The 26,809-nt window shown below is 74.0% G+C and carries 21 protein-coding genes; 8 read left to right on the top strand and 13 right to left on the bottom strand.

Annotated elements, in window-relative coordinates; translation table 11 throughout:
- Nucleotides 1-74: 74 nt before the first annotated feature.
- Genes ligD through G7Z13_RS28940 form a run of 3 tightly spaced genes read right to left on the bottom strand, consistent with a single transcriptional unit; the run spans nt 75 to nt 4,986 of the window.
- Nucleotides 75-1,034 carry a non-homologous end-joining DNA ligase gene (ligD, locus tag G7Z13_RS28950; RefSeq protein WP_166003152.1) on the bottom strand — a complete coding sequence of 320 codons (960 nt, stop codon included), beginning with the start codon at nt 1,032-1,034 and terminating at the stop codon, nt 75-77.
- Complete coding sequence (locus G7Z13_RS28945) at nt 1,031-2,884, bottom strand: transketolase (protein ID WP_166003151.1); 1,854 nt, start codon at nt 2,882-2,884, stop codon at nt 1,031-1,033. The genes ligD and G7Z13_RS28945 overlap by 4 nt, the downstream gene beginning before the upstream one ends.
- Nucleotides 2,881-4,986, bottom strand: coding sequence for an NAD(P)/FAD-dependent oxidoreductase (locus G7Z13_RS28940; protein WP_166003150.1), 2,106 nt, complete (start codon nt 4,984-4,986; stop codon nt 2,881-2,883). The genes G7Z13_RS28945 and G7Z13_RS28940 overlap by 4 nt, the downstream gene beginning before the upstream one ends.
- Before the next feature lie 207 nt (nt 4,987-5,193).
- On the opposite strand from G7Z13_RS28940, the gene G7Z13_RS28935 reads away from it, so the two are divergent.
- A complete protein-coding gene (locus G7Z13_RS28935; protein ID WP_166003149.1) occupies nt 5,194-6,153 on the top strand; it encodes an LLM class F420-dependent oxidoreductase in 960 nt (319 codons plus the stop codon).
- A 191-nt stretch (nt 6,154-6,344) separates the two neighbouring features.
- Here G7Z13_RS28935 and G7Z13_RS28930 read toward each other — a convergent pair whose 3' ends face one another.
- The 9 genes from G7Z13_RS28930 to G7Z13_RS28890 form a co-directional block, all read right to left on the bottom strand.
- Complete coding sequence (locus G7Z13_RS28930) at nt 6,345-6,869, bottom strand: phage holin family protein (protein ID WP_166003148.1); 525 nt, start codon at nt 6,867-6,869, stop codon at nt 6,345-6,347.
- A 196-nt stretch (nt 6,870-7,065) separates the two neighbouring features.
- Entirely contained in the window at nt 7,066-7,971 is a 906-nt protein-coding gene (locus G7Z13_RS28925) for an arginase family protein (RefSeq protein ID WP_166003147.1), read from the bottom strand.
- Nucleotides 7,972-8,058: 87 nt separating this feature from the next.
- Nucleotides 8,059-8,622 carry a GNAT family protein gene (locus G7Z13_RS28920; protein ID WP_166003146.1) on the bottom strand — a complete coding sequence of 188 codons (564 nt, stop codon included), beginning with the start codon at nt 8,620-8,622 and terminating at the stop codon, nt 8,059-8,061.
- Nucleotides 8,623-9,002: 380 nt separating this feature from the next.
- A complete protein-coding gene (locus G7Z13_RS28915) occupies nt 9,003-9,926 on the bottom strand; it encodes an LD-carboxypeptidase (protein WP_166003145.1) in 924 nt (307 codons plus the stop codon).
- Nucleotides 9,923-11,890: a prolyl oligopeptidase family serine peptidase gene (locus tag G7Z13_RS28910; protein WP_166003144.1), complete on the bottom strand. Its 1,968-nt coding sequence runs from the start codon at nt 11,888-11,890 to the stop codon at nt 9,923-9,925. Before G7Z13_RS28910 ends, G7Z13_RS28915 begins: the two co-directional genes overlap by 4 nt.
- A gap of 4 nt (nt 11,891-11,894) precedes the next feature.
- The gene (locus G7Z13_RS28905) at nt 11,895-13,199 is read right to left on the bottom strand and encodes a M20/M25/M40 family metallo-hydrolase (protein ID WP_166003143.1); all 1,305 of its coding nucleotides are present in this window, start codon (nt 13,197-13,199) and stop codon (nt 11,895-11,897) included.
- Nucleotides 13,192-14,025: a M55 family metallopeptidase gene (locus G7Z13_RS28900; RefSeq protein ID WP_166005397.1), complete on the bottom strand. Its 834-nt coding sequence runs from the start codon at nt 14,023-14,025 to the stop codon at nt 13,192-13,194. The genes G7Z13_RS28905 and G7Z13_RS28900 overlap by 8 nt, the downstream gene beginning before the upstream one ends.
- Nucleotides 14,026-14,179: 154 nt before the next feature.
- Nucleotides 14,180-16,609: an MFS transporter gene (locus G7Z13_RS28895; protein ID WP_206313160.1), complete on the bottom strand. Its 2,430-nt coding sequence runs from the start codon at nt 16,607-16,609 to the stop codon at nt 14,180-14,182.
- A 161-nt stretch (nt 16,610-16,770) separates the two neighbouring features.
- A complete protein-coding gene (locus G7Z13_RS28890; RefSeq protein WP_166003142.1) occupies nt 16,771-17,214 on the bottom strand; it encodes an SRPBCC family protein in 444 nt (147 codons plus the stop codon).
- Between the two features lie 240 nt (nt 17,215-17,454).
- Here G7Z13_RS28890 and G7Z13_RS28885 point away from each other — a divergent pair, with 240 nt between their 5' ends.
- The 4 genes from G7Z13_RS28885 to G7Z13_RS28870 all read left to right on the top strand — a co-directional run bounded on the left by G7Z13_RS28885 (nt 17,455) and on the right by G7Z13_RS28870 (nt 21,212).
- Nucleotides 17,455-18,495: an Rv2578c family radical SAM protein gene (locus G7Z13_RS28885; protein WP_166005393.1), complete on the top strand. Its 1,041-nt coding sequence runs from the start codon at nt 17,455-17,457 to the stop codon at nt 18,493-18,495.
- Between the two features lie 144 nt (nt 18,496-18,639).
- Nucleotides 18,640-20,250 (top strand): alpha/beta hydrolase, encoded by a 1,611-nt coding sequence (locus G7Z13_RS28880; RefSeq protein ID WP_166005391.1) that lies wholly within the window; start codon nt 18,640-18,642, stop codon nt 20,248-20,250.
- A 135-nt stretch (nt 20,251-20,385) separates the two neighbouring features.
- On the top strand, nt 20,386-20,784 hold the full coding sequence (locus G7Z13_RS28875) for a RidA family protein (RefSeq protein ID WP_166003141.1): 399 nt from the start codon (nt 20,386-20,388) through the stop codon (nt 20,782-20,784).
- A gap of 20 nt (nt 20,785-20,804) precedes the next feature.
- Complete coding sequence (locus tag G7Z13_RS28870) at nt 20,805-21,212, top strand: GNAT family N-acetyltransferase (RefSeq protein WP_166005389.1); 408 nt, start codon at nt 20,805-20,807, stop codon at nt 21,210-21,212.
- A 19-nt stretch (nt 21,213-21,231) separates the two neighbouring features.
- On the opposite strand, the gene G7Z13_RS28865 is transcribed toward G7Z13_RS28870, so the two are convergent.
- Nucleotides 21,232-21,816: an adenylosuccinate lyase gene (locus tag G7Z13_RS28865; protein ID WP_166003140.1), complete on the bottom strand. Its 585-nt coding sequence runs from the start codon at nt 21,814-21,816 to the stop codon at nt 21,232-21,234.
- Between the two features lie 435 nt (nt 21,817-22,251).
- Between G7Z13_RS28865 and G7Z13_RS28860 the strand changes: the two genes are divergently transcribed.
- The 3 genes from G7Z13_RS28860 (at nt 22,252) to ccrA (ending at nt 26,797) form a co-directional block, all read left to right on the top strand.
- Nucleotides 22,252-24,057 carry a 3-hydroxyacyl-CoA dehydrogenase gene (locus G7Z13_RS28860; RefSeq protein ID WP_166003139.1) on the top strand — a complete coding sequence of 602 codons (1,806 nt, stop codon included), beginning with the start codon at nt 22,252-22,254 and terminating at the stop codon, nt 24,055-24,057.
- 160 nt (nt 24,058-24,217) lie between these two features.
- Complete coding sequence (locus tag G7Z13_RS28855) at nt 24,218-25,027, top strand: TetR family transcriptional regulator (protein WP_206313159.1); 810 nt, start codon at nt 24,218-24,220, stop codon at nt 25,025-25,027.
- Nucleotides 25,028-25,459: 432 nt separating this feature from the next.
- Nucleotides 25,460-26,797 carry a crotonyl-CoA carboxylase/reductase gene (ccrA, locus tag G7Z13_RS28850; RefSeq protein WP_206313240.1) on the top strand — a complete coding sequence of 446 codons (1,338 nt, stop codon included), beginning with the start codon at nt 25,460-25,462 and terminating at the stop codon, nt 26,795-26,797.
- Nucleotides 26,798-26,809 lie beyond the last annotated feature (12 nt).

The following is a 26,809-nucleotide window of genomic DNA, read 5'->3' as shown; positions in this document are numbered from 1 at the left end:
GGGTGGCCGCACATTCCGTGGCCAAACCTGTGGAGGGCGAAGCGGTGTCCCGGCACGCGCGTCCGCGTGGCGCGTCAGCGCAGCGCGTCGAGCCTGCGCCGGGCCGGTCCGAGGGCGCGGCCCCGGCTCGGCACGTCCGCCCAGGGGTGGGTCCGCGCCTGGTCGGCGGCGTCGGCGATGGTCCAGCGGCGCGGGCCGAAGTCCGGTGCGTCCAGCTGGTCCCAGGTGACGGGCACGGCGACCGGCGCGCCGGGGAGGGCGCGGACGGTGTAGGGGGCGACGGCCGTCTGGGCGTAGCCGTTGCGCTGGACGTCCAGGTAGAGCCGGTCGCCGCGGTCCTTCTTGCGGGCCGCGGTGGTGAGCCGGTCGGGGCGCGCGGCGACGAGGGTGTCGGCGACGTCGCGCGCGAACCGCCGTACCTCGTCGACGTGGTGCCGCCCGTTCAGCGGCACGATCACGTGCAGGCCGCGTGAACCGGTGGTCATCAGGGCAGACGGCAAGCGCAGGGTGTCGAGGAGTTCGCCGAGCAGCCCGGCCGCCTCCCGCACGGGTGTGAAGTCGTCGCCGGACGGGTCGAGGTCGAACACCATGCGGTCGGGGTGGTGAAGGGAGGCCGAGTCACCGGAGCGCGGCCGGGAGTGGGCGCGGCCGGTGCGCGACAGCCAGCGGTGCAGCGTGACGCACGCCTGGCCGGCGAGGTACACGAGGGTCGCGGAGTCGTCGCACACGGTGTGGCGGACCGTGCCGCCCTCCTTGGGCACGTCGACGCGGGTGATCCACTCCGGGTAGTTCTCCGGGGTGTTCTTCTGCAGGAAGCGGGGCCCGTCGATGCCGTCGGGATGCATCTGCAGCATCAGCGGCCGCCCGCGCAGGTGCGGCAGCAGGAAGGGCGAGACCGCCCGGTAGTGGTCGACGAGGTCGCCCTTGGTGTACTCCGGATGGCCGTCGCCGCCCGGGAACAGCACCTTGGCGGGCCGCCGTACCTCGACCGTACGGCGGCCCGCCCGGACCGTGCGGGCTCCCGCACCGGTCACCGCACCACCGCCTGCTCCACCAGCAGGCGTACGGAGGCGGCGATCGACTCGGCGTCGATGCCGGCCGCGTGCAGCTGCTCCTCGGGCGAGGCCGAGCCCGGCATCGTACGGACCGCGAGGCGCACCAGGCGCGGCGTGGGCCGCCCGTCGAGGAAGGCGTCGAGGACGGCGTCGCCGAGGCCGCCCTCGGGACGGTGGTCCTCGACGGTCAGCAGGCAGCCGGTCTCCTCGGCGGCCTGCCGGAGGGTGAGCCGGTCGACGGGCTTGACCGAGTACAGGTCGATCACCCGCACCTGGATGCCCTCCCGTTCGAGGGCGTCGGCGGCGGCCAGCGCCTCCGGCACGGTGACCCCGGCCGCGACGAGGGTGAGCCGGTCGCGGTCGGAGGAGCGCAGCACCTTGCTGCCGCCGACGGGGAACTCCTCGTCGGGCCCGTAGAGCACCGGGGTCTTGCCGCGCGACGTGCGCAGATAGCGGATGCCGTCGAGGCCGGCCATCTCGGCGACCAGCCGGGCCGTCTGGTTGGCGTCGCAGGGGTACAGCACGGTCGAGCCGTGCACGGCCCGGAACATCGCCAGGTCCTCCAGGCCCATCTGCGAGGGCCCGTCCTGCCCGATCGCGACCCCGGCGTGCGAGCCGACCACGTTGATCCCGGCGCCGCTGACGGACGCCATCCGCACGAAGTCGTACGCGCGGGTGAGGAAGGCCGCGAAGGAGGAGGCGTACGGCACCCAGCCGCGGGCGGCGAGCCCCACCGCGGCGGCGACCAGCTGCTGTTCGGCGATGTAGCACTCGAAGAAGCGGTCGGGGTGTTCCTTGGCGAAGTACTCGGCGCGGGTGGAGTCGCTCACCTCGCCGTCGAGGGCGACGACGTCGTCGCGGGCGGCGCCGAGGGCGGCGAGGGCCTTGCCGTAGGCGTCGCGGGTGGCGACGGGGTCGCCGCCGCGCTCCCACTCGGGCAGGCCGGCGGCCGCCGCGTCGCGGACGGCGCGCAGGACCCGGTCGGCCGGCGGCTCGTGCACCCGCACCCGCAGATCGCGCGGCCCGCCGAGCTCGGCGATGGCCTCGTCGGCGTCCGGGAGCGGCTTGCCGTGCAGGCCCTCCCGGTCCTGGACGCCCTCGACGCCCTTGCCCTTGAGGGTGCGGGCGAGGATCGCGGTCGGCTGGCCCTTGGTGGAGACGGCCTCGCCGTAGGCGCGGTCGATCGCGTCGACGTCGTGGCCGTCGATCTCCACGGTGTGCCAGTCGAAGGCCCGGAAGCGGCGGGCGTAGGCGTCGAGGTCGTGGCCGTGCCGGGTCGGGCCGCGCTGGCCGAGCCGGTTGACGTCGACGATCACGACGAGGTTGTCGAGGTGCTCGTGGCCGGCGTGCTCGGCGGCCTCCCAGACGGAGCCCTCGGCCAGCTCGCTGTCGCCGCACAGCACCCACACGCGGTAGTCGCTGCGCTCCAGCCGCTTCCCGGAGAGCGCCACGCCCACTCCGACGGGCAGGCCCTGGCCGAGCGATCCGGTGGCGGTCTCGACCCACGGCAGCCGCTGCGGCGTGGGGTGTCCCTCCAGCCGGCTGTCCTTCTTGCGGAACGTCAGCAGCTCCTCGTCGTCGAGGGCGCCGGCCGCCTTGTACGCCGAGTACAGCAGCGGGGACGCGTGTCCCTTGGAGAGGATGAAGCGGTCGTTGGCGGGGTGTTCGGGGCGGTCGAAGTCGTAGCGCAGGTGGTTGGCCAGCAGGACGGCCATCAGGTCGGCGGCCGACATCGAGGACGTGGGATGCCCGGAGCCGGCGGCGGCCGCCGCCCGCACGCTGTCCACACGCAACTGCTGTCCCAGCTCCACGAGTTCGTCGGTGTTCATCGGTCTCCTTCGGCGGAGGGTTCGGATGTGTGGGTGTCGGCGGGAAGGGGGTTCGAATGTGTCGGTGTCGGTGTCGGTCCGGAGGAGGGATCGCTGTCGGCGCGGAAGGGTTCGGAGGATTCGCTGTCGTCCGCCGGCAGGTCGGAGCTCCTGACCGGCCCGGGTGGTTCGGGCCCCGTCCGGTGCCCGGTCCCGGCCGGGCCGGGCGGCTCACGGCCGGCGCGGGGCTCGGTGGGGACGGGGGTGGGGCCGTGCCCGAGGCCGAAGTGCGGCTCGGCGGGGCTCGACCCCTCCTCGCCGGTCACGGTCTCGGCGGGCCCGGACGGCTCGATGTCCGCGGACCCGGCCGGCCCGGGCGTCTCCGCGTCCAGGAACGGCCCGGCGACCCCGGACCACTCGGCGTCACTCTCCACGACGGCCCCCAGCGGACGATGCCGGCGCACGCCGGGCCCGCCGCCGCGCCGACCGCTGCCCGGCTCCACGCCCGTCAGACCACCACCGGTCTCGGTCCGCCGGGCGGCGACCCCACCTGGCTCCTCGCGGACAGTCTCACCACCCGGCTGACCCGCCGGCTCCCCACCGGGCTGGTTCCTCGCGGGCTCCCCGCCCGGCTGATTCTTCGCGGGCTCCCCGCCCGGCTGGTTCCTCGCCGGCTCGTCCGGCGTGGGTACGGGTTCAGGACCCGGTCGCTCATTCATCGCGCTCTCTGACACGGCCCGCCTCCCGGCCTCCGTACGGTCGTCCCCCTTGTCCCCTCCCCGTCCCCCTCCCCGTCCCCCGCGCCCCGGCGCTCCCCGCCCGCCGGCCACCCACGCCAGCTCCGGGGAAGCCGTGTCCAGCGGGACCGACCAGGAGCGGACGAGCCCCAACTGCACGGCCTGCCGGGGCAGTACCGCGTCGAGGAGCCAGTCCGCGGCCACCCGCACCCGGTTGCCGGGCATCGCGGCGAGGTGGTAGCCGCGGGTGACGGCCCCGGCGAGGGGCCCGGACAGCGGCACGCCGAGCGGATTCGCCGCGGCCTTGACGCCGCCGAGGTCGACGACGAACCCCAGGTCGCGGTGGCGGTAGGCCTGCCACTCGCCCGCGCCCAGCGAGGCGGCGACGTTGCGGGCGCAGACCTTGCCCTGCCGCCAGGCGTGCTGCGCGGTCATCGGCGTGTACTCGCCCGGCCTCTCCAGATCGGGCACGGCGGCCGCGTCACCGCAGGCGAACACCTCCGGCCGGCCCGGCACCCGCAGCTGCGGGTCGACGAGCAGCCGGCCGCGTTCCAGCGGCAGCTCCAGCGAGGCGACCAGCGGATCGGGCCGCACGCCGACGCACCACACGAGGGTGCGGGTCTCGACGTACTCGCCGTCGGTGAGCAGTACGCCGCCGGGCGTGGCCTCCTTCACGGACGTGCCCATCCGCACCTCCACGCCGCGCTCCCGCAGCACCCGGCCCGCGGTGCGGGAGAGCCGTTCGTCGAGTCCGGGCAGGACGCGCGGCGCGACGTCCAGCAGCAGCCAGCGGGGCCGCAGGCCCTGCCGCAGCGGGTGTTCGCGGACCTGCGCGTCGGTGAAGAGCTGCCCCTGGGCGGCCACCTCGGTGCCGGTGTATCCGGCGCCGACCACGACGAACGTGCAGCGCGCGGCGCGGTCTGCCGCATCCTCGGAGGAGGCGGCGAGCTCCACCTGCCGGGTGATGTGGTCGCGCAGGTAGAGGGCTTCCGGCAGGCCGCGGAAGCCGTGCGCGTGCTCGGCGACGCCGGGGACGGGCAGCAGCTTGTTGACACTGCCGGCGGCGAGGACGAGCCGGTCGTACTCCATGGTTCCGGCGCCGCCCTCGGGGTCGGTGTAGTGCACGGTGCGCGCGTCGAGGTCGACCCGGCCGGCCTCGCCGAGCACGAGCCGCACCCGCGGCAGGGTGCCGGACAGGGAGACGGTGACCCGGCGCGGCTCCAGCACGCCCGCGGCGACCTGCGGGAGCAGGGGCAGGTAGAGGAAGTAGTCGGTCGGGTTGAGCAGGGTGATCTCGGCCTTGCCCCGGGCCGTCCGGGACAGCGTGCGGGCCGTCCGGTAGCCGGCGAAGCCGGCGCCGACGATCACGATGCGGGGTCGGCTCACTGTGCGCCTCCGGCGGTCTCGCCCGTGCGAGGGCGGTACGAGGGCGGGCGGTACGAGGACGTACGGCACTCCCGTACGAACTAACCGCGTCCCCGTGCCCGAGGCACCCAAACGTCACCCCGAGGCACCGGGCCGTCCCCCGGTTTCCCCACCGGGCGCCCGGGTAACTCGGCGCGGGACCCCCACCCCGTCGCGGAGGTACCCCCCATGCCCGAGTACGGCTACTTCCTCTCCTGCGAGGAGCACGGCCCCGCGGACCTGCTGGAACAGGCCAGGATGGCCGAGCAGGCCGGCTTCCGGTCGCTGTGGATCTCGGACCACTACCACCCGTGGAACGACGCGCAGGGCGACAGCCCGTTCGTGTGGTCGGTGATCGGCGCGCTGTCGCAGGCGGTGTCGCTGCCGATCGAGACGGCGGTGACCTGCCCGACGGTGCGGATCCACCCGGCGGTGGTGGCGCAGGCCGCGGCGACGAGCGCGGTGATGACGAACGGCCGCTTCCGGCTCGGCGTGGGCACGGGCGAGGCCCTCAACGAGCACATCCTAGGCCACACCTGGCCGCCCGCGGACGTCCGGCTGGAGATGCTGGAGGAGGCGGTCCACGTGATGCGCCGCCTGTTCACGGGCGAGGAGGTCACCCACCACGGCACCCACTACACGGTCGAGAACGCCCGCCTCTACACGGTCCCGGACGAGCCGGTCCCGATCGACGTCTCCGGCTTCGGCCCGAAGGCGACGGAGCTGGCCGCCCGGGTGGGCGACGGCTACATCACGATGATGCCCGAGGCGGACATGGTGCGGCAGTACCGCGAGGGCGGCGGGGGCACGAAGCCCGTCATCGGCGGCACCAAGGTCTGCTACGGCACCGACCGCGACGAGGCGGTCCGTACCGTGCACCGGCTGTGGTCCAACGAGTACCTGCCCGGCGAGATGGGCCAGATTCTGCCCTCACCGCGCCACTTCGAGCAGCTCCAGCCGCTGGTCACCGAGCAGATGATCGACGAGCAGGGCGTCTGCGGGGACGACGTGGACGAGCACGTGGCGGCGCTGACCGCCTTCGCCGACGCGGGCTTCGACACGATCTACGTCAACCAGATCGGCCCCGACCAGCGCGGCTTCTTCGACTTCTACCGCACGAAGGTGCTGCCGCAGCTTCCGGGCACCTGACAAGGCGCCGGCCGGCCGGTGTGCCGGTCCGCACCGGCGGGCCGGCAGGGCAACCGCGGCCGCGGCGCGCGGCGAGGGCACGCACGGCGAAGGCGCGGACCGTCACACGGCCCGCGCCTCCACCGGCCCGGTGATCACGACGGTTCCGCACCGCCATGACGGCGTTCCGGGCCCGGGCCCTCGCATCGAGGTCACGCCCGGTGGTGCGGGTTCTCCGGGTCGATGTCGTCCGGCCGCGGCGCCGGGGCGCCGAGGTGGCCGGGGGCCGGGGTGCCCGCGCCGGGGGCGCCGGTCGCGGCGCCGGCCCCGCCGGGGGCGACGGGCGGCATCGGCGGGTAGGTCGCCGTGCCGAGACCGCCGGGCGGCCCGGCCGGCTGGGTGCCGCCGACGGTGCGGCCGTTGCCGGAGTCGTACATCGAGGTCTGCTTGGGCCGGGCGGCGCCGCGCAGCGCGTAGGCGACGGCGGCGAGGATCGCCGCGGTGATGAGCGCTGCGGCCCAGTCCGGCAGCACGAGCGCCAGCGCGAGGCCGACGGCGAGCGCGAGGGCCGCGCCCGCGTAGAGGGCGACGGTGCCGGACGCGGCGTACAGCATCGCCGTGCGGCGCTGCTTGCGGGTCTGCTCCCGCAGTTCGTCGCGGATCGTCTCGCGTGCCACCTGTGCCAGCTCGTCGACGAGGTGTTTGTCCAGATGCTCCAGATGATCCAAGCGGTCCATGGCCGCCGGGTACCCGGCGCAGACGGGGCGTAACGCTTGGTCACGGTGCGGGCGGGCGCATCCGGACGTCATGCGGCGCGGGCAGCGGCCGGCCGGAGGGCCGGGAAGTCAGGCCTCCAGCGGGCGACGGCACGTCGGATCGTGGTCACGCTGTCATGAGATGAGCCTCCCGGCTCCCGCCCGGGGAACGTACTGGTCAGGAGCGGGCGAAGGCGTCCACGACGATGTCGGCGAGCAGTGCTCCGGCGGTGCCGTCGGGGTCGAGATCGGGGTCGTAGATGGTGACGTTGAAGCCGGCGCAGAGCGGGGAGGCGAGCAACGGGCGCAGCAGGGCGACCAGTTCGTCGGGGAGCAGTCCGTCGGGGTCGGGGCTGTCGACGGCGGGCATCACGTCCGGGTCCAGGACGTCGGCGTCCAGGTGGACCCAGAACCCGGCCAGGCCGGGGACCTCGAAGGCCTGTGCGGTGGCGCGGGCGAGGGCGTCCGCGCCCCACTCCCGCAGGTCGCCGACGGTCACCACGGGGATCTTCAGCGCGGCGAGTTCGCGGCAGTCCTCGTCGTCGCGGAACGCGTCGCGGATGCCGAAGAACCGTACGTCCTCGTCGCGCAGGTAGGGCTTCAGGCCCTCCAGGTCGGTGAGGTCGTCCTGGCCGCGTCCGGTGGCCAGCGCGACCTCCTCGCCGCCGGCCGCGCCGATCGGGGCGGAGTGGCCGGGGTGGCGGAAGTCGGGCGAGGCGTCGACCGCGACCAGCCCGTACCGGCCCAGGCGGCGCAGTGCGAGGGAGGCGCCGAGCTGGATGGAGCAGTCGCCGCCGAGCACCACGGGGAAGTCCCCGGCGCGGACGTGGTGCTTGATCCGGTCGGCCAGTTTGCGGGTGTACGCGGCGAGGGCGGCGGCGTTGAACACGCCGTCGCCCTCCTGCCAGTCGCCGCGGTCGTAGCGCGGCGGCACCACGACCCCGCCCTCCAGGGCGCCGAGCCGCTGGACGATCCGCTGTTCGCGCAGGGCGCCGGCGAGCTTGTAGCAGCCCGGCACGGTGCCGGGGGCGGGTGGGCGCAGGCCCAGGTTGGAGGGGGCGTCGACCACCACGATGTTCCGCATACGGTCCATCGTCGGTGACGCGGGACCGGCCCGACAACCGGAAGGCCCGGACAGCGCGGGGCGGGCGGAGGGGGCGGTGGCGGACGGTCAGCCGGTGGCCCGCATCTCGGCGGTGAGGGCCCAGCGTTCGTGGTCGCGCCAGGCGCCGTCGATGAACAGCATGTCCGGCGAGTAGCCCTCCCGCCGGAAGCCGAGGGCCTTCGCCAGGTTGATGGAGGCGGTGTTGCCCGGCTGGACGTTGATCTCCAGCCGGTGCAGCCGCATCGGCCCGAAGGCATGGCCGACCACCAGGTCCAGGCCCTCCCGCATCAGGCCGCGTCCGGCGGAGTGCGCGAAGGCGCCGTAGCCGAGGGCGCCGCACTGGAAGGCGCCGCCGACGATGTTGTTGATGTTGATGAACCCGGCGATCGCCCCCGGCCCGGCCGGGCCGTCCTTCTCGCAGACGAGGAAGCCGGCCTTCGCCGGGTCGTCGATCAGCCGGCCCGCGTAGGCGGAGTACGCCTCGATGCTGTCCGGCGGGAAGAGCCACGGGTGGTGCAGGTCCTTGCTCTCCCGGACGCGCGCGACGAACTCGGCTCCGTCCCGGTGCGTGAAGTGACGTATCCCCACCCGGGGGCCTTCGGCGAGGTAGCGGGAGGTTGCGTGCGGCATCGGACCAGCCTACGACGGACCGGCCGGGGCGGCCCGCGGTGGGTCAGCCGCCGGTCACCGGCAGGTGCGGCGCCCCGGTGTCGTGCGGCGCGCTCACCACGGTCACGGGCTTGACGCCCCGGTTGCCGGAGTTACGCGCCGTCGCTCGCCGCGCTCACGAACCGCAGCCGGTGCCCCGGCTCCACGCGAGTCGGCCGGCCGGCCGAACAGGGCGGGCGCACGTCGGGGCACATGGACCTCCGCACCGAGGACGACCCGGTACCGACCAGTGGATCTGGGCGGTGGTCATGCCGTGTCAGGTGCCGGGCAAGGTCAGTCACCGCGACGGAGGTCGCGCCGCACGTGGGTGACGAATCGTCAGCTCGGCGTCCCGGTGGCGGTCAGCGCAGCGCGGGTTCGTCCAGCGTCAGCGTCCCGGCGTCCGCGTCGAGTTCCGCGGCCACGCCGAAGGGGATGGTCAACGCTCCCGCGCAGTGCCCGAACCCGAACTCCTCCACCACCGGCACCCCGAGCGGCCCGAGCCGTTCGGCGAGCAGGGCACGCACCCGCTCGTAGGGGCCGCACTCCTCCCATGAGCCGAGCAGCACCCCGCGCACCCCGTCGAGCAGGCCGGACCGCAGCAGCTGGGTGAGGCAGCGGTCCAGGCGGTACGGCTCCTCCCCCACGTCCTCCAGGCACAGCAGCCCGCCGCGCGCGGAGGGCCGGGCGTGCGGCGTGCCGAGTTCGGCGGCGAGCAGGCTCAGACAGCCGCCGAAGACCGTCCCGCGGGCCCGGCCCGGGATCAGGGCGCGGCCCGGGGAGACGATGGTGCGGACCGTCTCCGGCGCGAACAGGGTGGCCTTCAGGTGCTCCTGGGCGCGGGCGTTCTTCAGGAAGTCGATCCCGGCGGCCATCGGCCCGTGCAGGGTGACCAGGCCCAGCCGGACGGCGAACGCCTCGTGCAGGGCGGTGACGTCGCTGAAGCCGACCAGCACCTTGGGCCCGGCGGCGCGCAGCGCCTCCCAGTCGAGCAGGTCGGCCGTCCGCTGGGCGCCGTAGCCGCCGCGGGCGCACAGCACCGCGTCCACGGACGGGTCGCACCAGGCGGCCTGGAAGTCGGCGGCGCGGTCGGCGTCGGTGCCGGCGAGGTAGCGGAACTCGGCGTGCCGGTCGAGGACATGGGGGGCCACGACCGGGTCGAGGTCCCAGCCGCGCAGCACGTCGAGCCCGGCCTGAAGACGCGCCTTGGGCACCGGACCGCTGGGGGCGACGACGGCGACCCGGGCGCCGGGCGCGAGCCGGGCGGGCCGCAGCAGCTCCTTCACCCGGTCAGCTCCAGCCGGGGGACGCCGGGCACCCGCAGCCCGAACACCTGGGCGTACAGAGACAGTTCGGCCTCCAGGGCGCGCACCATGGTCTCCGCGCGGCGGAAGCCGTGCCCCTCCCCCTCGAAGGTGAGGTACGCGTGCGGCACGCGCCGCCCGTTCAGCCGGGCCAGGAACCGCTCGCACTGCGCGGGCGGGCAGACCACGTCGTCCAGCCCCTGCAGCAGCAGGAACGGTACGGCGATGTCGTCGGCCCGGGTGACCGGAGAGCGCTCGGCGTACCGTGCGGGCACCTCGTCGGCCGGCCCGACCAGGCTGTCGAGGTAGCGCGACTCGAAGTCGTGGGTGCCGCCGGAGGCCCAGTCGGTGAGGTCGAGGACGGGGTAGATGATGGTGCCGCAGGCGTAGACGTCGGTGGCGGCGAGGGACGCCGCGGCGGTCCAGCCGCCGGCGCTGCCGCCCCGGATGGCGAGCCGTGCCGGGTCCGCGGTGCCCTCCTCGGCGAGGGCGCGGGCGACGGCCGCGCAGTCCTCGACGTCCACCACGCCCCACTGCTCGCGCAGCCGCTCCCGGTAGGCGCGGCCGTAGCCGCTGGAGCCGCCGTAGTCGACCTCGGCGACCCCGATGCCGCGCGAGGTGAAGTAGGCGATGTCCAGGTCGAGGACGATCGGGGCGCGGCTGGTGGGCCCGCCGTGCGCCCACACGACGTACGGCGGCAGTTCGCTGGCGGGGGCGGTGCAGACCGGGTGGTGCGGCGGGTACACGCGGGCGTGGATCTCGCGGCCGTCGGGGCCGGTGAAGGTGCGGATCTGCGGCTCGGGGTAGTAGGCGGGGTCGACGGCGTCGTCGTGCGCGGCGCCCACGACCCGGGCCCGGCCGGTGCGGGTGTCCAGCTCGACGACCTCGTGGGCGGTGCGCGGGCTGGCGCCGACGGCGACGACCCGCTCGCCGTCGACGGCGAGGGTCGCGGTGAACTCGGTCCACGGGCCGGCCACGTCCACGAGTTCACCGGACTCGGGGTCCAGTACCCCGAGGACGGCGGAGCCCCGGCCGTGCACGACGGCGATCAGCCCGCTGTCCAGCGGCGCGAACCACCGGCGCCCGACCTCCCACAGCGGTCCGCCGAACTCCTCCTCGCGCGGGCACACCGCCTGCCCGTCGCGGTAGAGGTTCCACCAGCCCGTACGGTCACTGGCGTACAGCAGCCGGCCGTCCGCCGACCAGTCGGCCTGGGCGATCGACTCGTCCGGCCCGCCGGCCACCGTCCGCGCTCCCCGCAGGGTCCCGTCCTGCGCGGCCTCGGCGACGACCAGTTCGGTCCCCTCCCACGGCATCCGCGGATGGTCCCAGGCCAGCCAGGCCACCCGCCGCCCGTCGGGTGCGAGCCGCGGCCCGGTGACGAACCGGTGCGCGCCGTCGCTCAGTTCACGCACCGCCGCGCGGTCCTCGGCGGCCGAGCCGTCCAGCGGTACGGCGGCGAGGACCCGGTGGACGTCACCGGGCCCGTCGCCGGTGAACTCCTCCAGCACACACCACACTTCGCCGCGCTCCACCCGCAGCAGCGGATCGGCCCAGCGCAGCCCGCCGCCCACCGCGGACAGCGGCGTCAGCGGGCGGGGCGCGCCGCGCCCCGGCTCGTACCGGTACAGCCGCTGATCGGCGCCGTGCGCGAACACCACCAGCGGACGGCCGTCCACGACGGCGCCGGTCCAGGGCCGGCCGCCGTACTCGCAGACCCGGCTGCGCACGTTCCACGGCGCGGGCAGCACCTGTTCCTCGGTGCCGTCCGCCCGCCGCCGCACCAGGGCGCGTCTGCCGCCCTCGGCGGGCCGCGGTTCGGTCCACCACACCTCGTCGCCGACGAAGCCGACCCAGTCGGGGCGCCCGTCGTGCGCGGCGGCGAGGGCCGCGTCGATCGGTGACGGCCAGGAGCCGTAGGGCAGGGTGTGCACCTCGTCTCCCATCCGCCTAGGCCGTCCGCAGGAAGCGGTCGAGGACGCGGACGCCGAAGTGCAGCGCCTCGACGGGCACCCGCTCGTCCACGCCGTGGAACATGGCCTGGTAGTCGTAGCCCTCGGGGAGCCTCAGCGGGGTGAAGCCGTAGCCGGTGATGCCGAGCCGGGAGAACTGCTTGGCGTCGGTGCCGCCGGACATGCAGTAGGGCACCACGTGTCCCTCGGGCGCGAACTCCTCGACGGCCGCCTTGAGTTTGCCGTACGTCGGGGAGTCCACGGGTGCCTGGAGGGCAACCTCGCGGTGGTGGAACTCCCAGTCGACGTCGGGCCCGGTGAGCCGGTCGAGGGTGGCGCGGAACTCGTCCTCGCCGCCGGGCAGGTACCGCCCGTCGACGTACGCCACGGCCTCGCCCGGGATGACGTTGACCTTGTAACCGGCGTCGAGCATGGTCGGGTTGGCGCTGTTGCGGACGGTCGCCTCGACCAGCTGCGCGGCCGGGCCCAGCTTCTCCAGCAGCCGGTCGACGTCGCGCAGGTCGGTGTCGATGCCGTAGAGCGCAGCGAGTTCGGTGAGCGCGGCCCGTACGGTCGGGGTGAGCCGCAGCGGCCACTCGTGGGCACCGATGCGGGTGACGGCGGCGGCGAGCCGGGTGACCGCGTTGTCCCGGTTCACCTTGGAGCCGTGCCCGGCGCGGCCGCGCGCGGTGAGCTTCAGCCAGGCGGTGCCGCGTTCCCCGGCGGCGATCGGGTAGATCTGCCGGCCGGCGCCGTCGTGGAAGGTGAACGCCCCGGACTCGCTGATGCCCTCGGTGCAGCCCTCGAAGAGGTCCGGGTGGGTGTCGGCGAGGAACCCGGAGCCGTCCTCGGCGCTGGCCTCCTCGTCGGCGGTGAACGCGATCACGATGTCCCGGCGCGGCCGGAAGCCCTCCCTGGCCCAGGACCGGACGACGGCGAGGATCATCGCGTCCATGTTCTTCATGTCGACCGCGCCGCGCCCCCAGACGACCCCGTCGCGCACCTCGCCGGAGAACGGGTGCACGCTCCAGTCGGCGGCCTCGGCGGGCACGACGTCCAGATGGCCGTGGAGCAGCAGCGCGCCGGCGGACGGGTCGGTGCCCTCGATGCGGGCGACGACGTTGGTGCGGCCCGGGGTGCGCTCCAGCAGCGTGGGCTCGACGCCCGCCCCGGTCAGCCGTTCCGCCGCGTACTCGGCGGCGGGCCGCTCCCGGCAGTCGCCGCCGCCCCGGTTGCTGGTGTCGACGCGGATCAGGCCGGAGGTGAACTCCACGACCTCGTCCAGCGCGCGCCCGTCAGCCATACTGCTCCTCCACCGCGGCCGAGACGATCGTGGTGACCGCCTTGAAGGTGCGGATGCCCTCGTACATGGTCGGACTGGTGTACGCCACCTTGCGTTCCCCGATCCGGTCGACACCGGGCACGACGGTGGCCGCCATCGCCAGGTGCTCGGCGTCGAACTCCACGGCGACCGTGTACGGCCCGCCGCTGACCGGCTCCCGCCGCCCGGCGAGCGTCATCGCCTCCTTCGCCGCCGCCCGGATGTCGGCGGCGGTCCTGGCCGGCGTACGGCACACCGCGGCGTACCGCGACACATGGTCCTTGACGGCGACCTTGGGCGCCTCGGGCGCGTAGCCGAGGGCGTCCTCGCAGGCCACGTCGTCGCCGGTGACGAGGACGACGGGGACGCCGTACTCGGCGACGACGTGCGCGTTGAGCAGGCCCTCGCTGGCGCGGACGTCGTTCAGCCAGACGCCGGTGATCTGGTTGGCGAGGTAGGTGTGGGCGAGGACGCCCTCCATGCCGGCGCCGGCGTGGTAGCCGACGAACGCGATGCCGTCGACGTCGCCGTGCTGCACGCCCTCCACCATGGACAGCGCCTTGTGCCGCCCGGTCAGCATCTCGACCCGGTCGTCGAGCCGCTCCAGGAGCAGGTTGCGCATCGTCGAGTGCGCCTCGTTCACCAGGACCCGGTCGGCGCCGCCCTCGAGGAAGCCGAGGGCGGCGGCCTGCACGTCCGAGGTGAACATCGAGCGGCACCGCTCCCACTGCGGTGTCCCCGGCAGGACGTCGGCCGGCCAGGTGACGCCGGTGGCGCCTTCCATGTCGGCGCTGATGAGGATCTTCACCATGCTCCCCACTCCGCTGCCGCGGACCCGCGGATCTTGTCGCCCTCACGTTACGCGTGGCCCGGACGGCAGACCAGAACACGCGCACGGACGCCTCGGTCGTGGCGGGCGCACGCCCGGCGGGTGGGGTGACCCGGCGGTGGTGGGCGGCGGTTCACGGGGAACCGTGCGGCACCCCCTGGTCCTCGTGGCCGAGCAGGAGGTCGCGCTCGGTGCGGCCGCCGCCCGCCACCTGGAGCACGGTGGCCACGGGCGGGTAGCCGGCGGCGATGACGGTGTACTCGCCGGAGGCCAGGTCGACGAACCGGAAGGTGCCGTCGGGGCCGGTGGTGAGGGTGTCGACGACGTTGCCGGCCGCGTCGAGCAGGGTGACGCGGGCGTCCTCGACGGGCCGTCCGCCGCCGGCCCGGACGGTGCCGCGCAGCACGGCGCCGCCCGCGAGTTCGATGTCCTGGCGGGTCTCGCGGGCGGCCTGGACGGTGACGGGGAGCGCGGCGGGGCGGAACACGGGCGCGCTGGCGGCGAGGGTGTACTCGCCGGCGACGAGGTCGGTGATGAGGTAGCCGCCCTCGCGTCCGCTGCGGGTGGCGGCGACGACCTCGCCGTGCACGTTGGTGAGGGTGACGGTGGCGTCGCGGACGGGGGTGCCGTCGGCGGTGACCACGGTGCCGGCGAGGCGCCCGGCGCCGCCGAGGACGACGTCCAGCTCGACGGGGCGCTCACCGACGGTCACGGAGACCGCCTGCGGCTGGTGTCCGCCCGCGGCGGCGATCAGCACGTACGCCCCGGAGCCCGGGGTGGCCAGCGCGTACCGCCCGTCCTCGCCGCTGGCACCGCGGCCGATCTGCTGTCCGGCGACGTCGATGAGGGTGAGGGCAGCGCGGGGCACGACGGTCCCGTCGGGGTGCTGCACCGTGCCGCAGACCGGGATGCCGCCCGCGTACGCCGGGCGGGCGCGCGGGAACGGCGCGGGCCCCGGGGCGGGCACCGGCGGGGTCTCCGGGGCGGTGGCGGGGGCGTTGTGGGACACCAGTGGTCTCTCCTTGAGGAAGAAGGCGATGAGCAGGCCGAGGACGAGCACCGGCACGAGGAGGAGGAAGATCCTCGGCAGGGCGTCGGCGTAGGCCTGGATGTAGCCGTCGCGCACAGCGGGGGGCAGCGCGTGGACCAGCTCGGGGGTCAGGGACCGCGGGTCCGGCAGCCGGGCGCCGTCCCGCGCGGGGAGGTGTTCGCCGAGGGCACCGGTGAGCCGGTCGGCGAGGAGGCTGCCGACGACGGCGGCGCCGACGCAGCCGCCGATCTGCCGGAAGTAGTTGCCGGCGCAGGTGGCGGTGCCGAGGTCGGCGGGGCGCACCGCGTTCTGCACGGCGAGGATCAGCACCGGCATGACCAGACCGATCCCGGCGCCGAGTACGGCCATCCAGAGGCCGGCGTGCAGCCGGGGCGTGCCGGTCTCCAGCCGGGACAGCAGCCACAAGCCGGCGGCGGCGAGCGCGCTGCCGAGGACGGGGTAGACCTTGTAGCGGCCGGTGTGGCTGATGAGCCGGCCGGCGAGGAGGGAGGCGCCGACGATGCCGCCCGTCAGGGGCAGCATCAGCAGTCCGGACTCGGTGGCGCTCGCCCCGTCCACCATCTGCAGGTAGGCCGGCAGATAGCCGGCCGCGCCGAACAGGGCGACGCCGGTCACCAGGCCGATCAGAGCGGTGACGTTGAAGACGGAGTCCTTGAACAGCCGCAGCGGGATGAGGGGTTCGGCGGCGAAGCGCTCGACGACGAGGAAGAGGACGGTGGCGGCGAGGGCGCCCGCGCCGAGGCCGAGAATGACCCGCGAGTCCCAGGCGTGTGCGGTGCCGCCCCAGCCGGTCAGCAGGACCAGGCAGGTGGAGGCGGCGGCGAGCAGCAGCGCGCCGAGGACGTCGAAGCGGGCCTTCGCGGCGGGCTCGGGCAGCTTCAGGGCGACGGCGACGACGGCCATGGTGACCAGGCCGAAGGGCACGTTGACGTAGAAGCACCAGCGCCAGGAGAGGTGGTCGGTGAGGTAGCCGCCGAGCAGCGGTCCGGCCACCGAGGCGAGTCCGAAGGCGGCGCCGGTCAGGCCCAGGTACCGGCCGCGCCGCCCCGTAGGCACGATGTCCGCGATGATCGCCTGGACGCCGGTCATGAGGCCGCCCGCGCCGACGCCCTGCAGCGCGCGGAAGGCGATCAGCTGGTCCATGGTCTGCGCGCGCCCCGCGAGCGCGGAACCGGCGACGAAGACGGCGAGCGCGAACTGGAAGACGCCCTTGCGGCCGAGGAGATCGCCGAGCTTGCCGTGGACCGGCAGTCCGACGGTGGCGGTGAGGAGGTAGGCGGTGATCGCCCAGGACATCCTGTCCAGGCCGTGCAGTTCACCGACGATCCTCGGCAGCGCCGTGGCGACGGTCATCTGCTCCAGGGCGGCGAGGAGCAGGGCGAGCACGAGGGCGGAGAAGACCAGCCGGACCCGGCGCGGGCCGAGTCCGGCTGCCTCGCCGTCGGGTGGGGCGGGGTGCCGCGGGGGCGTCGCCGCGGCCGGTTCGTCCTGCACCGGAGTGATCCCGCCCACGTACCGCTCCCCTCGCCGCGCCGCTGCACGTTGCGCACAGAAGTCCTGCGCGAAGCGACAACTACGGGCAAGCTCGACGAGTCACGGCGTGAAGCCGGTCGATACGGAGAACCACTCGATCCGGTGAGGGCACCAACGCCCCGCAAACGATTGGTTCTTGACTACTTCTCGACTTCGGCGGCGAGCTTGGCGAGGACCGCGTCGTAGATCCGGGCGAGGCCCTTGGGGGCGAAGGTCCTCTCGAAGAAGCCGCCGATGCCGCCGGCGCCGTTCCAGACCGTGGTCACGACGACGCGGGACGTGCCCTCACCGGCCGGGGTGACCCGCCAGGTGGTGACCATGGACGAGTTGCGGTCCTTCTCGACCAGCTCGCCGTCGGAGGGCTCGGTGACCTCCAGCAGGCAGTCGCGGACGCGCTTGCTGGTGGCCTGGAGCTTCCAGTGGACGAGGGTGCCCTCGCCGTCGCCGCCCTCGCGCACCTCGTACTCGCTGAAGTGCTCCGGCAGCAGCTTCGCGCGCGTGCCGCTGTAGTCGGCGAGGGTGTCGAACACCGTCTCCGGGTCCGCCGCGACGACCCGCTCGGTAGTGGCCTCGACCTGCGCCATTGCGTTCCTCCAGCACCTGGGTTCTCGGGGTTGGGACAAAGCCAACCACCCCGGCGCCCGGCCGCCCAAATCGGGGTCCTCCGTCGCCCGCGCGGCCCTGCGTGAACGCCGGCGGAGCCGCCCGTACAGCCGCCCTCACAGTCGCCCTGACCTGTCGCCCGGACAGGGCTCGCACAACGGTTCGCACGATCATGGGAACACATGTTCTATTCTGTGGCCGAGCACTACCGAGGAGGCGTCATGCGCTGGGAGAACCTCTCCGTCGAGTCCGACGACCACGCCCGGGCCGACGCCGCGCTGTTCGGCGCGGACGCGGTGACCACCCGCACCTTCGACACCCCGGAGTTCCGCGGGATCACCTTCCACGAGGTGCGGGCCCGCTCGATCCTCAACCGGGTGCCCGGAGCCTCCCGCATGCCGTTCGAGTGGACGGTGAACCCCTACCGCGGGTGCTCGCACGCGTGCGTCTACTGCTTCGCCCGCAAGACCCACAGCTACCTGGACCTCGACACGGGGCTCGGTTTCGACACCCAGATCGTGGTGAAGGTGAACGCCCCCGAGCTGCTGCGCCGCCAGCTCGCCTCCCGGCGCTGGCAGGGCGACCACATCGCGATGGGCACCAACGTCGACTGCTACCAGCGCGCGGAGGGCCGCTACCGGCTGATGCCGGGCATCCTCGCCGCCCTGCGCGACCACGCGAACCCCTTCTCGATCCTGACCAAGGGCACCCTGGTCCTGCGCGACCTGGACCTGCTGACGCAGGCCGCGCGGGTGACGGACGTCGGTGTCAACGTCTCGGTCGGCTTCACCGACCCCGAGCTGTGGCGCACCGTCGAGCCGGGCACCCCGGCGCCCGAGCGGCGGCTGGACGTCGTCCGCGTCCTCGGGGAGCACGGGATCGGCTGCGGGGTGCTGATGGCGCCGGTGATCCCGTTCCTGAGCGACGATCCGGCGCAGCTGCGGGCCACCGTGCGGGCCATCGCCGCCTCCGGGGCCACCTCCGTGACACCGCTGGTGCTGCACCTGCGGCCCGGCGCCCGGGAGTGGTTCATGGCGTGGCTGGCGCGCGAGCACCCGTACCTGGTGCGCCGCTACGAGCGGCTGTACGCGGACGGCGCCTACGCCCCGAAGTGGTACCAGCGCCGCGTCACCCGCCAGGTCCACGAGCTGGCCCGGGAGTACGGCATCGGCCCCGCGCGGGCGGGGACGGCGCGCCGGATCCGCCAGGCCGGGCCGGCACCGGCGGCCCCTTCGGAACCGACCCAGCTCACGCTGCTGTGAGCGCATTGGGGCGCATGCAGCGGCTCGATCGGGTCAACTCGTGCCCCGACAAGTTCTTCCGGGTGCCGCTGCCGGGACGATCCCGCGAGGGCCGTGATCCCCGCGGTCCGGAAACCTCCGTCCCGGGAGGACTCCATGGACTCGTTGACCCGGCGCGCGGCCGTGCTGTGCGGTGCAGCCGTCGTCGCGGCCGGAACACTCACGGCCGCCCCCGCCCGGGCGGGCACCCCCCGCCCCGTCCCCGCCCCGGCCGCGCCGCTCGCCTGGACGAAGTGCGCCACCGCCGCCTACCCGACCCTCGAGTGCGCGTCCCTGAAGGTGCCGCTGGACCACGCGGACCCGGACGGGCGGCAGATCACGCTGGCGCTGTCCCGCGTGCCGCACACCGCCGAGACGTACCAGGGACCGCTGCTGGTCAATCCCGGCGGCCCCGGCGGCAGCGGTCTCACCCTCGCCGGATTCGTCGCCTCCGCGCTGCCCGAGGCGGTCGCCGCGCAGTACGACGTGATCGGCTTCGACCCGCGCGGCGTGGGCCGGAGCGAGCCCGCCCTGAACTGCGCGCCCGGCCACTTCGCCCCGGTGCGGCCGGACTCCGTACCGGGCACGCCCGCCGTCGAGGCCGCGGGCCTCACGCGCGCCAGGTCCTTCGCGCAGGCCTGCGGCAGCAAGTACGCGGACGTGCTGCCGCACCTGCACACCGTCGCCGCCGCGCGGGACGTCGACCGCATCCGCCGGGCGCTGGGCGCCGAGCGGATCTCCTACTTCGGCTACTCGTACGGCACCTACCTCGGCGCGGTCTACGCCCGGCTGTACCCGCAGCGGGTGCGCCGCGCGGTCCTCGACTCGGTCGTCGACCCGACCGGGGTCTGGTACGAGAACAACCTCGCCCAGGACCGCGGCTTCAACGACCGCCACCGCGCGTTCCTGGCCTGGGTGGCCCGGCACGACCGGACGTACCGGCTCGGCACGGACCCCGAGACGGTGGAGGAAGCCTGGTACGCGATGCGGGCGGCGCTGGCGAGCAAGCCCGCGGGCGGCACCGTCGGGGCCGCCGAGCTGGAGGACACCTTCCTGCCCGGCGGCTATCACCACGGCTACTGGCCGTTCCTCGCCGAGGCCTTCGCGGCGTACGTCAACGACCAGGACACCGAACCCCTGGTCGAGGCGTACGAGGAGTTCGGCGCGGTGGACGCCGCCGGCGAGAACACCTACAGCGTCTACGTCTCCGTGCAGTGCCGGGACGCCCGCTGGCCGCGCGACTGGCGTCGGTGGCGCGCGGACAACTGGGCGGTGCACGCCGTGGCGCCGTTCATGACCTGGAACAACGCCTGGTACAACGCGCCGTGCGCGTTCTGGCCGGTCGGCGCGGAGCGGCCGGTGCGCGTGGCCAACGACCGGCTGCCCCCGGTGCTGCTGTTCCAGGCGACCGGGGACGCGGCCACCCCGTACCGGGGCGGCGCCAGGCTCCACCGGCTGCTGCGCGGCTCCCGTCTGGTGGTCGAGGACGGCGGCGGGAACCACGGCATCACGCTGAGCGGCAACGCGTGCCTGGACCGGCATCTGGTGGCGTATCTGACCGACGGCACGGTCCCGCGCGGCGACCGCGACCGCGACGGCGACGGCGACGATGGGGTCGGTGACGGCGGGGCGGACGCGGTGTGCGCGGCGCTGCCGGAGCCGGAGCCGCTGCCCGCGGAGCGGGCCATGGCGTCGCCGGGGGCGGCCCTGCACCGCCTGATCGGCTTCCGGCCCTGAGAGTCCCTGAGGGTCCCTCAGGGACTTCAGGCGGCCCGCACAACAGCCGCACGTGACGCGCGTACGTCCGGTGCGGGACGCGTGCACTGACAGCCCGTCGGGGGCGGTGTCAGACCCGTGGTCCACCATGGGTGCATGACTGAACCGACCAGGATCCCCGCCCCCGACGGCGTCGCCCCCGCCGCGCAGTACTCCCACGTCGTCATGGGCACCGGCCGCTTCGTGGCGATCTCGGGCCAGCTCGCGCTGGACGAGGACGGCGGCCTCGTCGGCGAGGGCGACCCGGCCGCCCAGGCCCGCCAGGTGTTCGAAAACCTCCGGCGGTGCCTGGCCGCCGCCGGGGCGACCTTCGACGACGTCGTCAAACTGACCTACTTCGTCACGGACATGGCCCACCTGCCCGCGATCCGCGCGGCCCGCGCCGAGCACATACCCGACGACCGCCTGCCGGCCGCCTCCGCCGTCCAGGTGGCCGCGCTGGTGAGGCCCGAGTTCCTGATGGAGGTCGAGGCCTTCGCCGTGGTCGCGGAGTGACGGACGTCCTCGTCCGGGAGATGCGGCCCGCCGACTGCGACGCCGTGGCGCGCCTCACCCGCCTCGCCCGGGAGGCCGGCTCGGGGCTCGAACTGGTCGCCGAGCGGGACGGCCGGGTCGTCGGCTGGGGATGCCACGGGCCGTATCGCGACGGTGAGCGCCGCACGGCGGACGCCGAGCTGTACGCGCTCTACGTGGACCCCGCGCTGCGCGGCCTCGGCATCGGCCGCGCGCTCCTCGGCACGTCGGTGCGCGCCTGCGCGGCCGCGGGGCATCCGCGCGTGTTCCTGTGGGTGCTCGAGGGGAACGCCGCCGCCCGCCGGTTCTACGAGCGGGCCGGGTTCCGGGCGGACGGCGCGCAGGAGCCGTTCGAGGCGGACGGCGTGGCGGTGCCGGAGGTGCGGTACGTCCGCCGGCTGACGGTGTGACGGGCGGGCCAGGGGCGGGTCATCGCTGCCGGGGGATCCGGGCCAGGGCGCGCACCGCGGCCTCGGCCAGGGGCGGGTGGGCCAGGGCCTCGTTGAGGACGGGCCGGGCCCGCGGGTCGGCGAGGGTGCCCAGGCCCTCGACGCAGGCGAGGGCGACCCGGCGGTAGGGGTCGTGCGGGCGCAGCCGGCGCTGCAGCGTGGTGATGAGCGCGGGCACGGATTCCGGTGCCCGCAGCTCGACCAGGAGGCGGACGGGGTGCAGGGCGTAGGCCACGCGGAGTTCGTTGGTGGCGAGGGCGGCCGCCGCGCGGGCGGTGCGGGGGTCGGCGAGCCGGGCGAGCGCGTGGGCGGCGGCGGCGCAGCGGGGCGGGTCGCGGTGGTTGAGGAGCAGGACCAGGGCCTCGAAGGCGCGGCGGTCCCCGGCCACGCCCAGCCGGAAGGCGGCCAGTTCGCGGGCCCACAGGGGCTGTCCGGGGGCGGTCAGCACCTCCGCGAGTTCGTCGCGGTCCTCGGTCGCCAGCAGATGCTCGTACGCCGGCGAGGCTCCGGACTCCTGCCGTAAGCGTTCGGTGAGCGTGCGTGACGCTTCGTCGCGGACATCCATGAGGCGAGGGTAGGGGCGATCGGGCGGGCGGGGGAGCCGATGAGGGATCCATGTCACAAGGACGAGGGACTGGCGCGCTCGTTACCCGCCGGTTAAGCTCAGACGAGCGAGTTACCCACTCGCATCCTCTCGTGACGGTCTGGTGACGCGGCCGCCGCGAGCGGGAGCACTTCCCACGCCCTCAGGGCAGTGGGGCAAGTCGGTTCGGTACGTCTTTCGGTACGTACCTCGGTACGACTCGGCCACGGGACAGGGCCGGTCGGTTCACCGCCGTAGCGCGGACGTGTGCGCGTCCGCGGCGACCGGCACCGGGCGTGTGCGCTCGCAGCCCGGCACCACCCGCATCGAGCACCTCTTTCACGCACCCGGTGTGCGCCGTTCCGGCGCACCCGGGCGCGTGCCTCCCGTCGTCACCCTCATTCCTGGAGTCCCGCGATGGCCGCTCCCCTGTCCGACAGTTCCCTGTCCCCGCTCCAGACCGTCGCCGTGGTCGGCCTCGGCACCATGGGCACCGGTATCGCCGAGGTGCTCGCCAGGGCCGGCCGCACGGTCGTCGGCATCGACATCAGCGAGGCCCAGGCGGCGCGCTGTGTCGCCGCCCTGGAGGCCTCCACCGCCCGCGCGGTCGACCGCGGGAAGCTCACCGGGCAGGAGCGCGCGGACGCCCTCGCCCGGATCCGCACCTCCACCGACCTGCGGGCCGCGGCCGCCGCCGACCTGGTCATCGAGGTGGCGCCGGAGTCGTACGAGATCAAGCAGCAGATCTTCCGTGAGCTGGACGCCGTCGTGCGGCCCGAAACGATCCTCGCCACCGGCACCAACGCGCTGTCGGTGACCCGGCTGGCCGCCGAGACGGCCCGCCCGGAGCGCGTGGTCGGCCTGCACTTCTTCAACCCGGCCCCGGCCATGAGGCTGGTCGAGGTGGTCTCCTCGGTGCTGACCGCGCCGGCGGCCGTCACCGCGGTGACCGATCTCGCCCTGGACCTCGGCAAGGAGCCCGTCGCGGTCGGCGACCGGCCCGGTTTCCTCGCCGACGGCCTGCTGTTCGGCTACCTCAACCAGGCCGCCGCGATGTACGAGGCGAAGTACGCCTCCCGTGAGGACATCGACGCCGCGATGAAGCTGGGCTGCGGGCTGCCCATGGGCCCGCTGGAGCTGCTGGACCTGATCGGCATCGACACCGCCCGCACGGTCCTGGAGGCGATGTACGCCGAGTCGCAGGACCGGCTGCACGCCCCCGCGCCGATCCTGCGGCAGCTCAGCGAGGCGGGCCTGACCGGCCGCAAGGCGGGCCGCGGCTTCTACACCTACGAGGCGCCGGGCAGCGCCGCCGTCGTGCGGGACGCGCTGACACCGCTGGAGGGCGGTCCGGCGGTCCCCGGCCGTCCGGTCCGCTCGGTCGGCGTGGCGGGCTCCGGGACCATGGCGTCCGGGATCGCCGAGGTGTTCGCCAAGGCGGGCCACGAGGTCGTGCTCGCCGCGCGCAGCGAGGAGAAGGCCGCGGCCGCCAAGGCCCGGATCGGGAAGTCGCTGGCCCGCTCGGTGGACAAGGGCCGGATGACCGCGGCGGCGGCCGCCGCCGCCCTGGAGCGGATCGTCCCGGCGGGCTCCTACGACGCCTTCGCCGACGTCGACCTGGCCGTCGAGGCGGTCGCCGAGGACCTGGAGGTCAAGCGGCAGCTGTTCGCCGCGCTGGACAAGGTGTGCAAGCCGGGCGCGATCCTGGCCACCACCACCTCGTCGCTGCCCGTCGTCGCCTGCGCCCGCGCCACCTCGCGCCCGCAGGACGTGATCGGGATGCACTTCTTCAACCCCGCTCCGGCGATGAAGCTGGTCGAGGTGGTCCGCACGGTGCTGACCGCGGACGACGTGCACGCCACGGTCCGCGAGGTGTGCGTCAGGATCCGCAAGCACGCGGTGGACTGCGGGGACCGGGCCGGGTTCATCGTGAACGCGCTGCTGTTCCCGTACCTGAACAACGCGATCAAGATGGTCCAGGACCACTACGCCTCGCTGGACGACATCGACGCCGCGATGAAGCTGGGCGGCGGCTACCCGATGGGCCCGTTCGAGCTGCTGGACGTGGTCGGACTGGATGTCTCGCTGGCCATCGAGCGGGTCCTGCACCGGGAGTTCCGCGAGCCCGGCCTGGCCCCCGCGCCGCTCCTGGAGCACCTGGTGGCCGCGGGCTGCCTCGGCCGCAAGACGGGCCGCGGCTTCCGCGAACATGCCCGGCGCTGAGCGGTCCGGCGACCGGTTCCAGGCGGGTGCGGACTGGGGCGGGCTGCTCGGTCCCGAGCGGCTCGCCCCGCCCCCGCCGGCTCGGACTCCCCCGCCCTCCGCGGGCGGGGGAAACCCCGGACCTGCGCAGAAGGCTCCGCACATGCAGTACGTTCGGGTCATGTCCCAGCCCGCCAAGTCCTCCCGTACACCAGCCACGCTCGACGCGCCGGAAAGTGCCGCAGGCAGTCGCGCCGCCGCCCAGCGGCTGAAAATGCGCCGAGAACTGGCGGCCGCGGCGATGGAACTGTTCGCGACCAAGGGGTACGAGGCGACCACCGTCGACGAGATCGCGGCCGCGGCCGGGGTCGCCCGCCGCACCTTCTTCCGGCACTTCCGGTCCAAGGAAGAGGCGATCTTCCCGGACCACGACGACACTCTGATCCGCGCCGAGGCGGTGCTGAAGGCCGCGCCCGCGCACGAGCACCCGCTCGACACGGTGTGCCGCGGGATCAAGGAAGTGATGAAGATGTACGCGGCCCGGCCGGAGATCTCGGTCGCCCGCTACAAGCTGACGCGCGAGGTGCCCACCCTGCGCGAGGCGGAGATCGCGTCGGTGGCCCGCTACGAGCGCCTGTTCACCCGCTATCTCCTCGGCCACTTCGACGAGCACGCGCACGACGACGACGCCAACGACGATCCGCTGCTGGCGGAGGTCGCCGCGTCCGCCGTGGTCACCGCGCACAACCACGTTCTGCGGCGCTGGCTGAGGGCGGGCGGCCAGGGCGACGTGGAGGCCCAGCTCGACCACGCCTTCGCGATCGTCCGCAAGACCTTCGGCACCGGGATCATGGCGGGCCGCACCACGGCCCCGCGGCCGCCCGCGGCGACGGCCTCCGCGCACGGCGAGGTCCTGGTGACCGTGGCGCGCACCGACGCGCCGCTGGACGAGGTCATGCGGACCATCGAGGAGGCGCTGAAGGAGCGCTGACCGCCGCGCCGGCCCGCGCGCACGATGTGATGACGGCCACCCCACGGGGTGGCCGTTTTGGCATGTCAGAGCCCCTTTTCCCCCCTCTCGAAGACCCCCTTCGATCGATCATCGCTCATCTGTCGGGTAAAGAATTCATCTGAGAGCAACTTCTGGCACCCAGTGCCTTGTCACCTGACACGGCGTGCCATACGTTGAGGGTGTCCGGGCGGCCGGCGCACCCGATCACTGTGCGGCGACTGTCCCCGCGAGCCCATGGCCCGCGCGCCCGGACGCCTGCGTCACAGGCACCCTCCCGCGCCACAACGCGCTGCCGAAGCACCACCCGCCGAACCGACGGCACCCCGAAAACCCTCACCCCTCAGCAGCACCGACGTAACCCTCAGCGCCCTTCCCTCGAGGGCGCTCATCGCCGGAGGCAACACCGTGACCGTGAAGGACATCCTGGACGCGATCCAGTCCCGCGAGGCCGGCTCGGCCGACTTCGCCAACCTGCCGCTCCCCGAGTCGTACCGCGCGATCACCGTCCACAAGGACGAGGTCGAGATGTTCGCGGGCCTGCAGACCCGCGACAAGGACCCGCGCAAGTCCATCCACCTGGACGAGGTGCCGGTTCCGGAACTCGGCCCGGGCGAGGCCCTGGTGGCCGTCATGGCCTCCTCGGTCAACTACAACTCGGTGTGGACCTCGATCTTCGAGCCGGTGTCCACGTTCGCCTTCCTGGAGCGCTACGGCAAGCTGTCCCCGCTGACCAAGCGGCACGACCTGCCGTACCACATCATCGGCTCGGACCTCGCGGGCGTCGTCCTGCGCACCGGTCCCGGCGTCAACGCCTGGAAGCCCGGCGACGAGGTCGTCGCGCACTGTCTGAGCGTCGAGCTGGAGTCCCCCGACGGCCACGACGACACCATGCTCGACCCCGAGCAGCGCATCTGGGGCTTCGAGACCAACTTCGGCGGCCTCGCCGAGATCGCGCTGGTGAAGACCAACCAGCTCATGCCGAAGCCGAAGCACCTCACCTGGGAGGAGGCCGCCGCCCCCGGCCTGGTCAACTCCACCGCCTACCGGCAGCTCGTCTCCCGCAACGGCGCCGCCATGAAGCAGGGCGACAACGTCCTGATCTGGGGCGCGAGCGGCGGTCTCGGCTCCTACGCCACCCAGTTCGCCCTGGCCGGCGGCGCCACCCCGATCTGTGTCGTCTCCTCGCCGGAGAAGGCCGAGATCTGCCGGAAGATGGGCGCCGAGCACGTCATCGACCGCAACGCCGAGGGCTACAGGTTCTGGAAGGACGAGCACACCCAGGACCCCAAGGAGTGGAAGCGCTTCGGCAAGCGCATCCGCGAACTCACCGGCGGCGAGGACATCGACATCGTCTTCGAGCACCCCGGCCGCGAGACCTTCGGCGCGTCCGTCTACGTCACCCGCAAGGGCGGCACCATCACCACCTGCGCCTCGACCTCGGGCTACATGCACGAGTACGACAACCGCTACCTGTGGATGTCGCTGAAGCGGATCATCGGCTCGCACTTCGCCAACTACCGCGAGGCGTACGAGGCCAACCGCCTCATCGCCAAGGGCAAGATCCACCCCACGCTGTCGAAGACGTACCGCCTCGAGGACACCGGCCAGGCCGCCTACGACGTCCACCGCAACCTGCACCAGGGCAAGGTCGGCGTGCTGTGCCTGGCGCCCGAGGAGGGCCTGGGCGTCCGCGACGAGGAGATGCGCGCCCGGCACATCGACGCCATCAACCGCTTCCGCAACATCTGAGGACACCCGGGG

The organism is Streptomyces sp. JB150, assembly GCF_011193355.1.
Lineage (GTDB): Bacteria > Actinomycetota > Actinomycetes > Streptomycetales > Streptomycetaceae > Streptomyces.
This window is presented reverse-complemented; position numbering and strand designations above follow the sequence as displayed.

Excerpts from the sequence above, each read along its gene's own strand:
- G7Z13_RS28945 (WP_166003151.1), bottom strand. The coding sequence starts at position 2,884 with ATGAACACCGACGAACTCGTGGAGCTGGGACAGCAGTTGCGTGTGGAC.
- G7Z13_RS28860 (WP_166003139.1), top strand. The coding sequence starts at position 22,252 with ATGGCCGCTCCCCTGTCCGACAGTTCCCTGTCCCCGCTCCAGACCGTC.
- G7Z13_RS28905 (WP_166003143.1), bottom strand. The coding sequence starts at position 13,199 with ATGGCTGACGGGCGCGCGCTGGACGAGGTCGTGGAGTTCACCTCCGGC.
- G7Z13_RS28930 (WP_166003148.1), bottom strand. The coding sequence starts at position 6,869 with ATGGACCGCTTGGATCATCTGGAGCATCTGGACAAACACCTCGTCGAC.
- G7Z13_RS28935 (WP_166003149.1), top strand. The coding sequence starts at position 5,194 with ATGCCCGAGTACGGCTACTTCCTCTCCTGCGAGGAGCACGGCCCCGCG.
- G7Z13_RS28875 (WP_166003141.1), top strand. The coding sequence starts at position 20,386 with ATGACTGAACCGACCAGGATCCCCGCCCCCGACGGCGTCGCCCCCGCC.
- G7Z13_RS28885 (WP_166005393.1), top strand. The coding sequence starts at position 17,455 with ATGCGCTGGGAGAACCTCTCCGTCGAGTCCGACGACCACGCCCGGGCC.
- G7Z13_RS28910 (WP_166003144.1), bottom strand. The coding sequence starts at position 11,890 with ATGGGAGACGAGGTGCACACCCTGCCCTACGGCTCCTGGCCGTCACCG.
- G7Z13_RS28890 (WP_166003142.1), bottom strand. The coding sequence starts at position 17,214 with ATGGCGCAGGTCGAGGCCACTACCGAGCGGGTCGTCGCGGCGGACCCG.
- G7Z13_RS28925 (WP_166003147.1), bottom strand. The coding sequence starts at position 7,971 with ATGCGGAACATCGTGGTGGTCGACGCCCCCTCCAACCTGGGCCTGCGC.
- G7Z13_RS28855 (WP_206313159.1), top strand. The coding sequence starts at position 24,218 with ATGTCCCAGCCCGCCAAGTCCTCCCGTACACCAGCCACGCTCGACGCG.
- G7Z13_RS28870 (WP_166005389.1), top strand. The coding sequence starts at position 20,805 with ATGCGGCCCGCCGACTGCGACGCCGTGGCGCGCCTCACCCGCCTCGCC.
- G7Z13_RS28920 (WP_166003146.1), bottom strand. The coding sequence starts at position 8,622 with ATGCCGCACGCAACCTCCCGCTACCTCGCCGAAGGCCCCCGGGTGGGG.
- G7Z13_RS28865 (WP_166003140.1), bottom strand. The coding sequence starts at position 21,816 with ATGGATGTCCGCGACGAAGCGTCACGCACGCTCACCGAACGCTTACGG.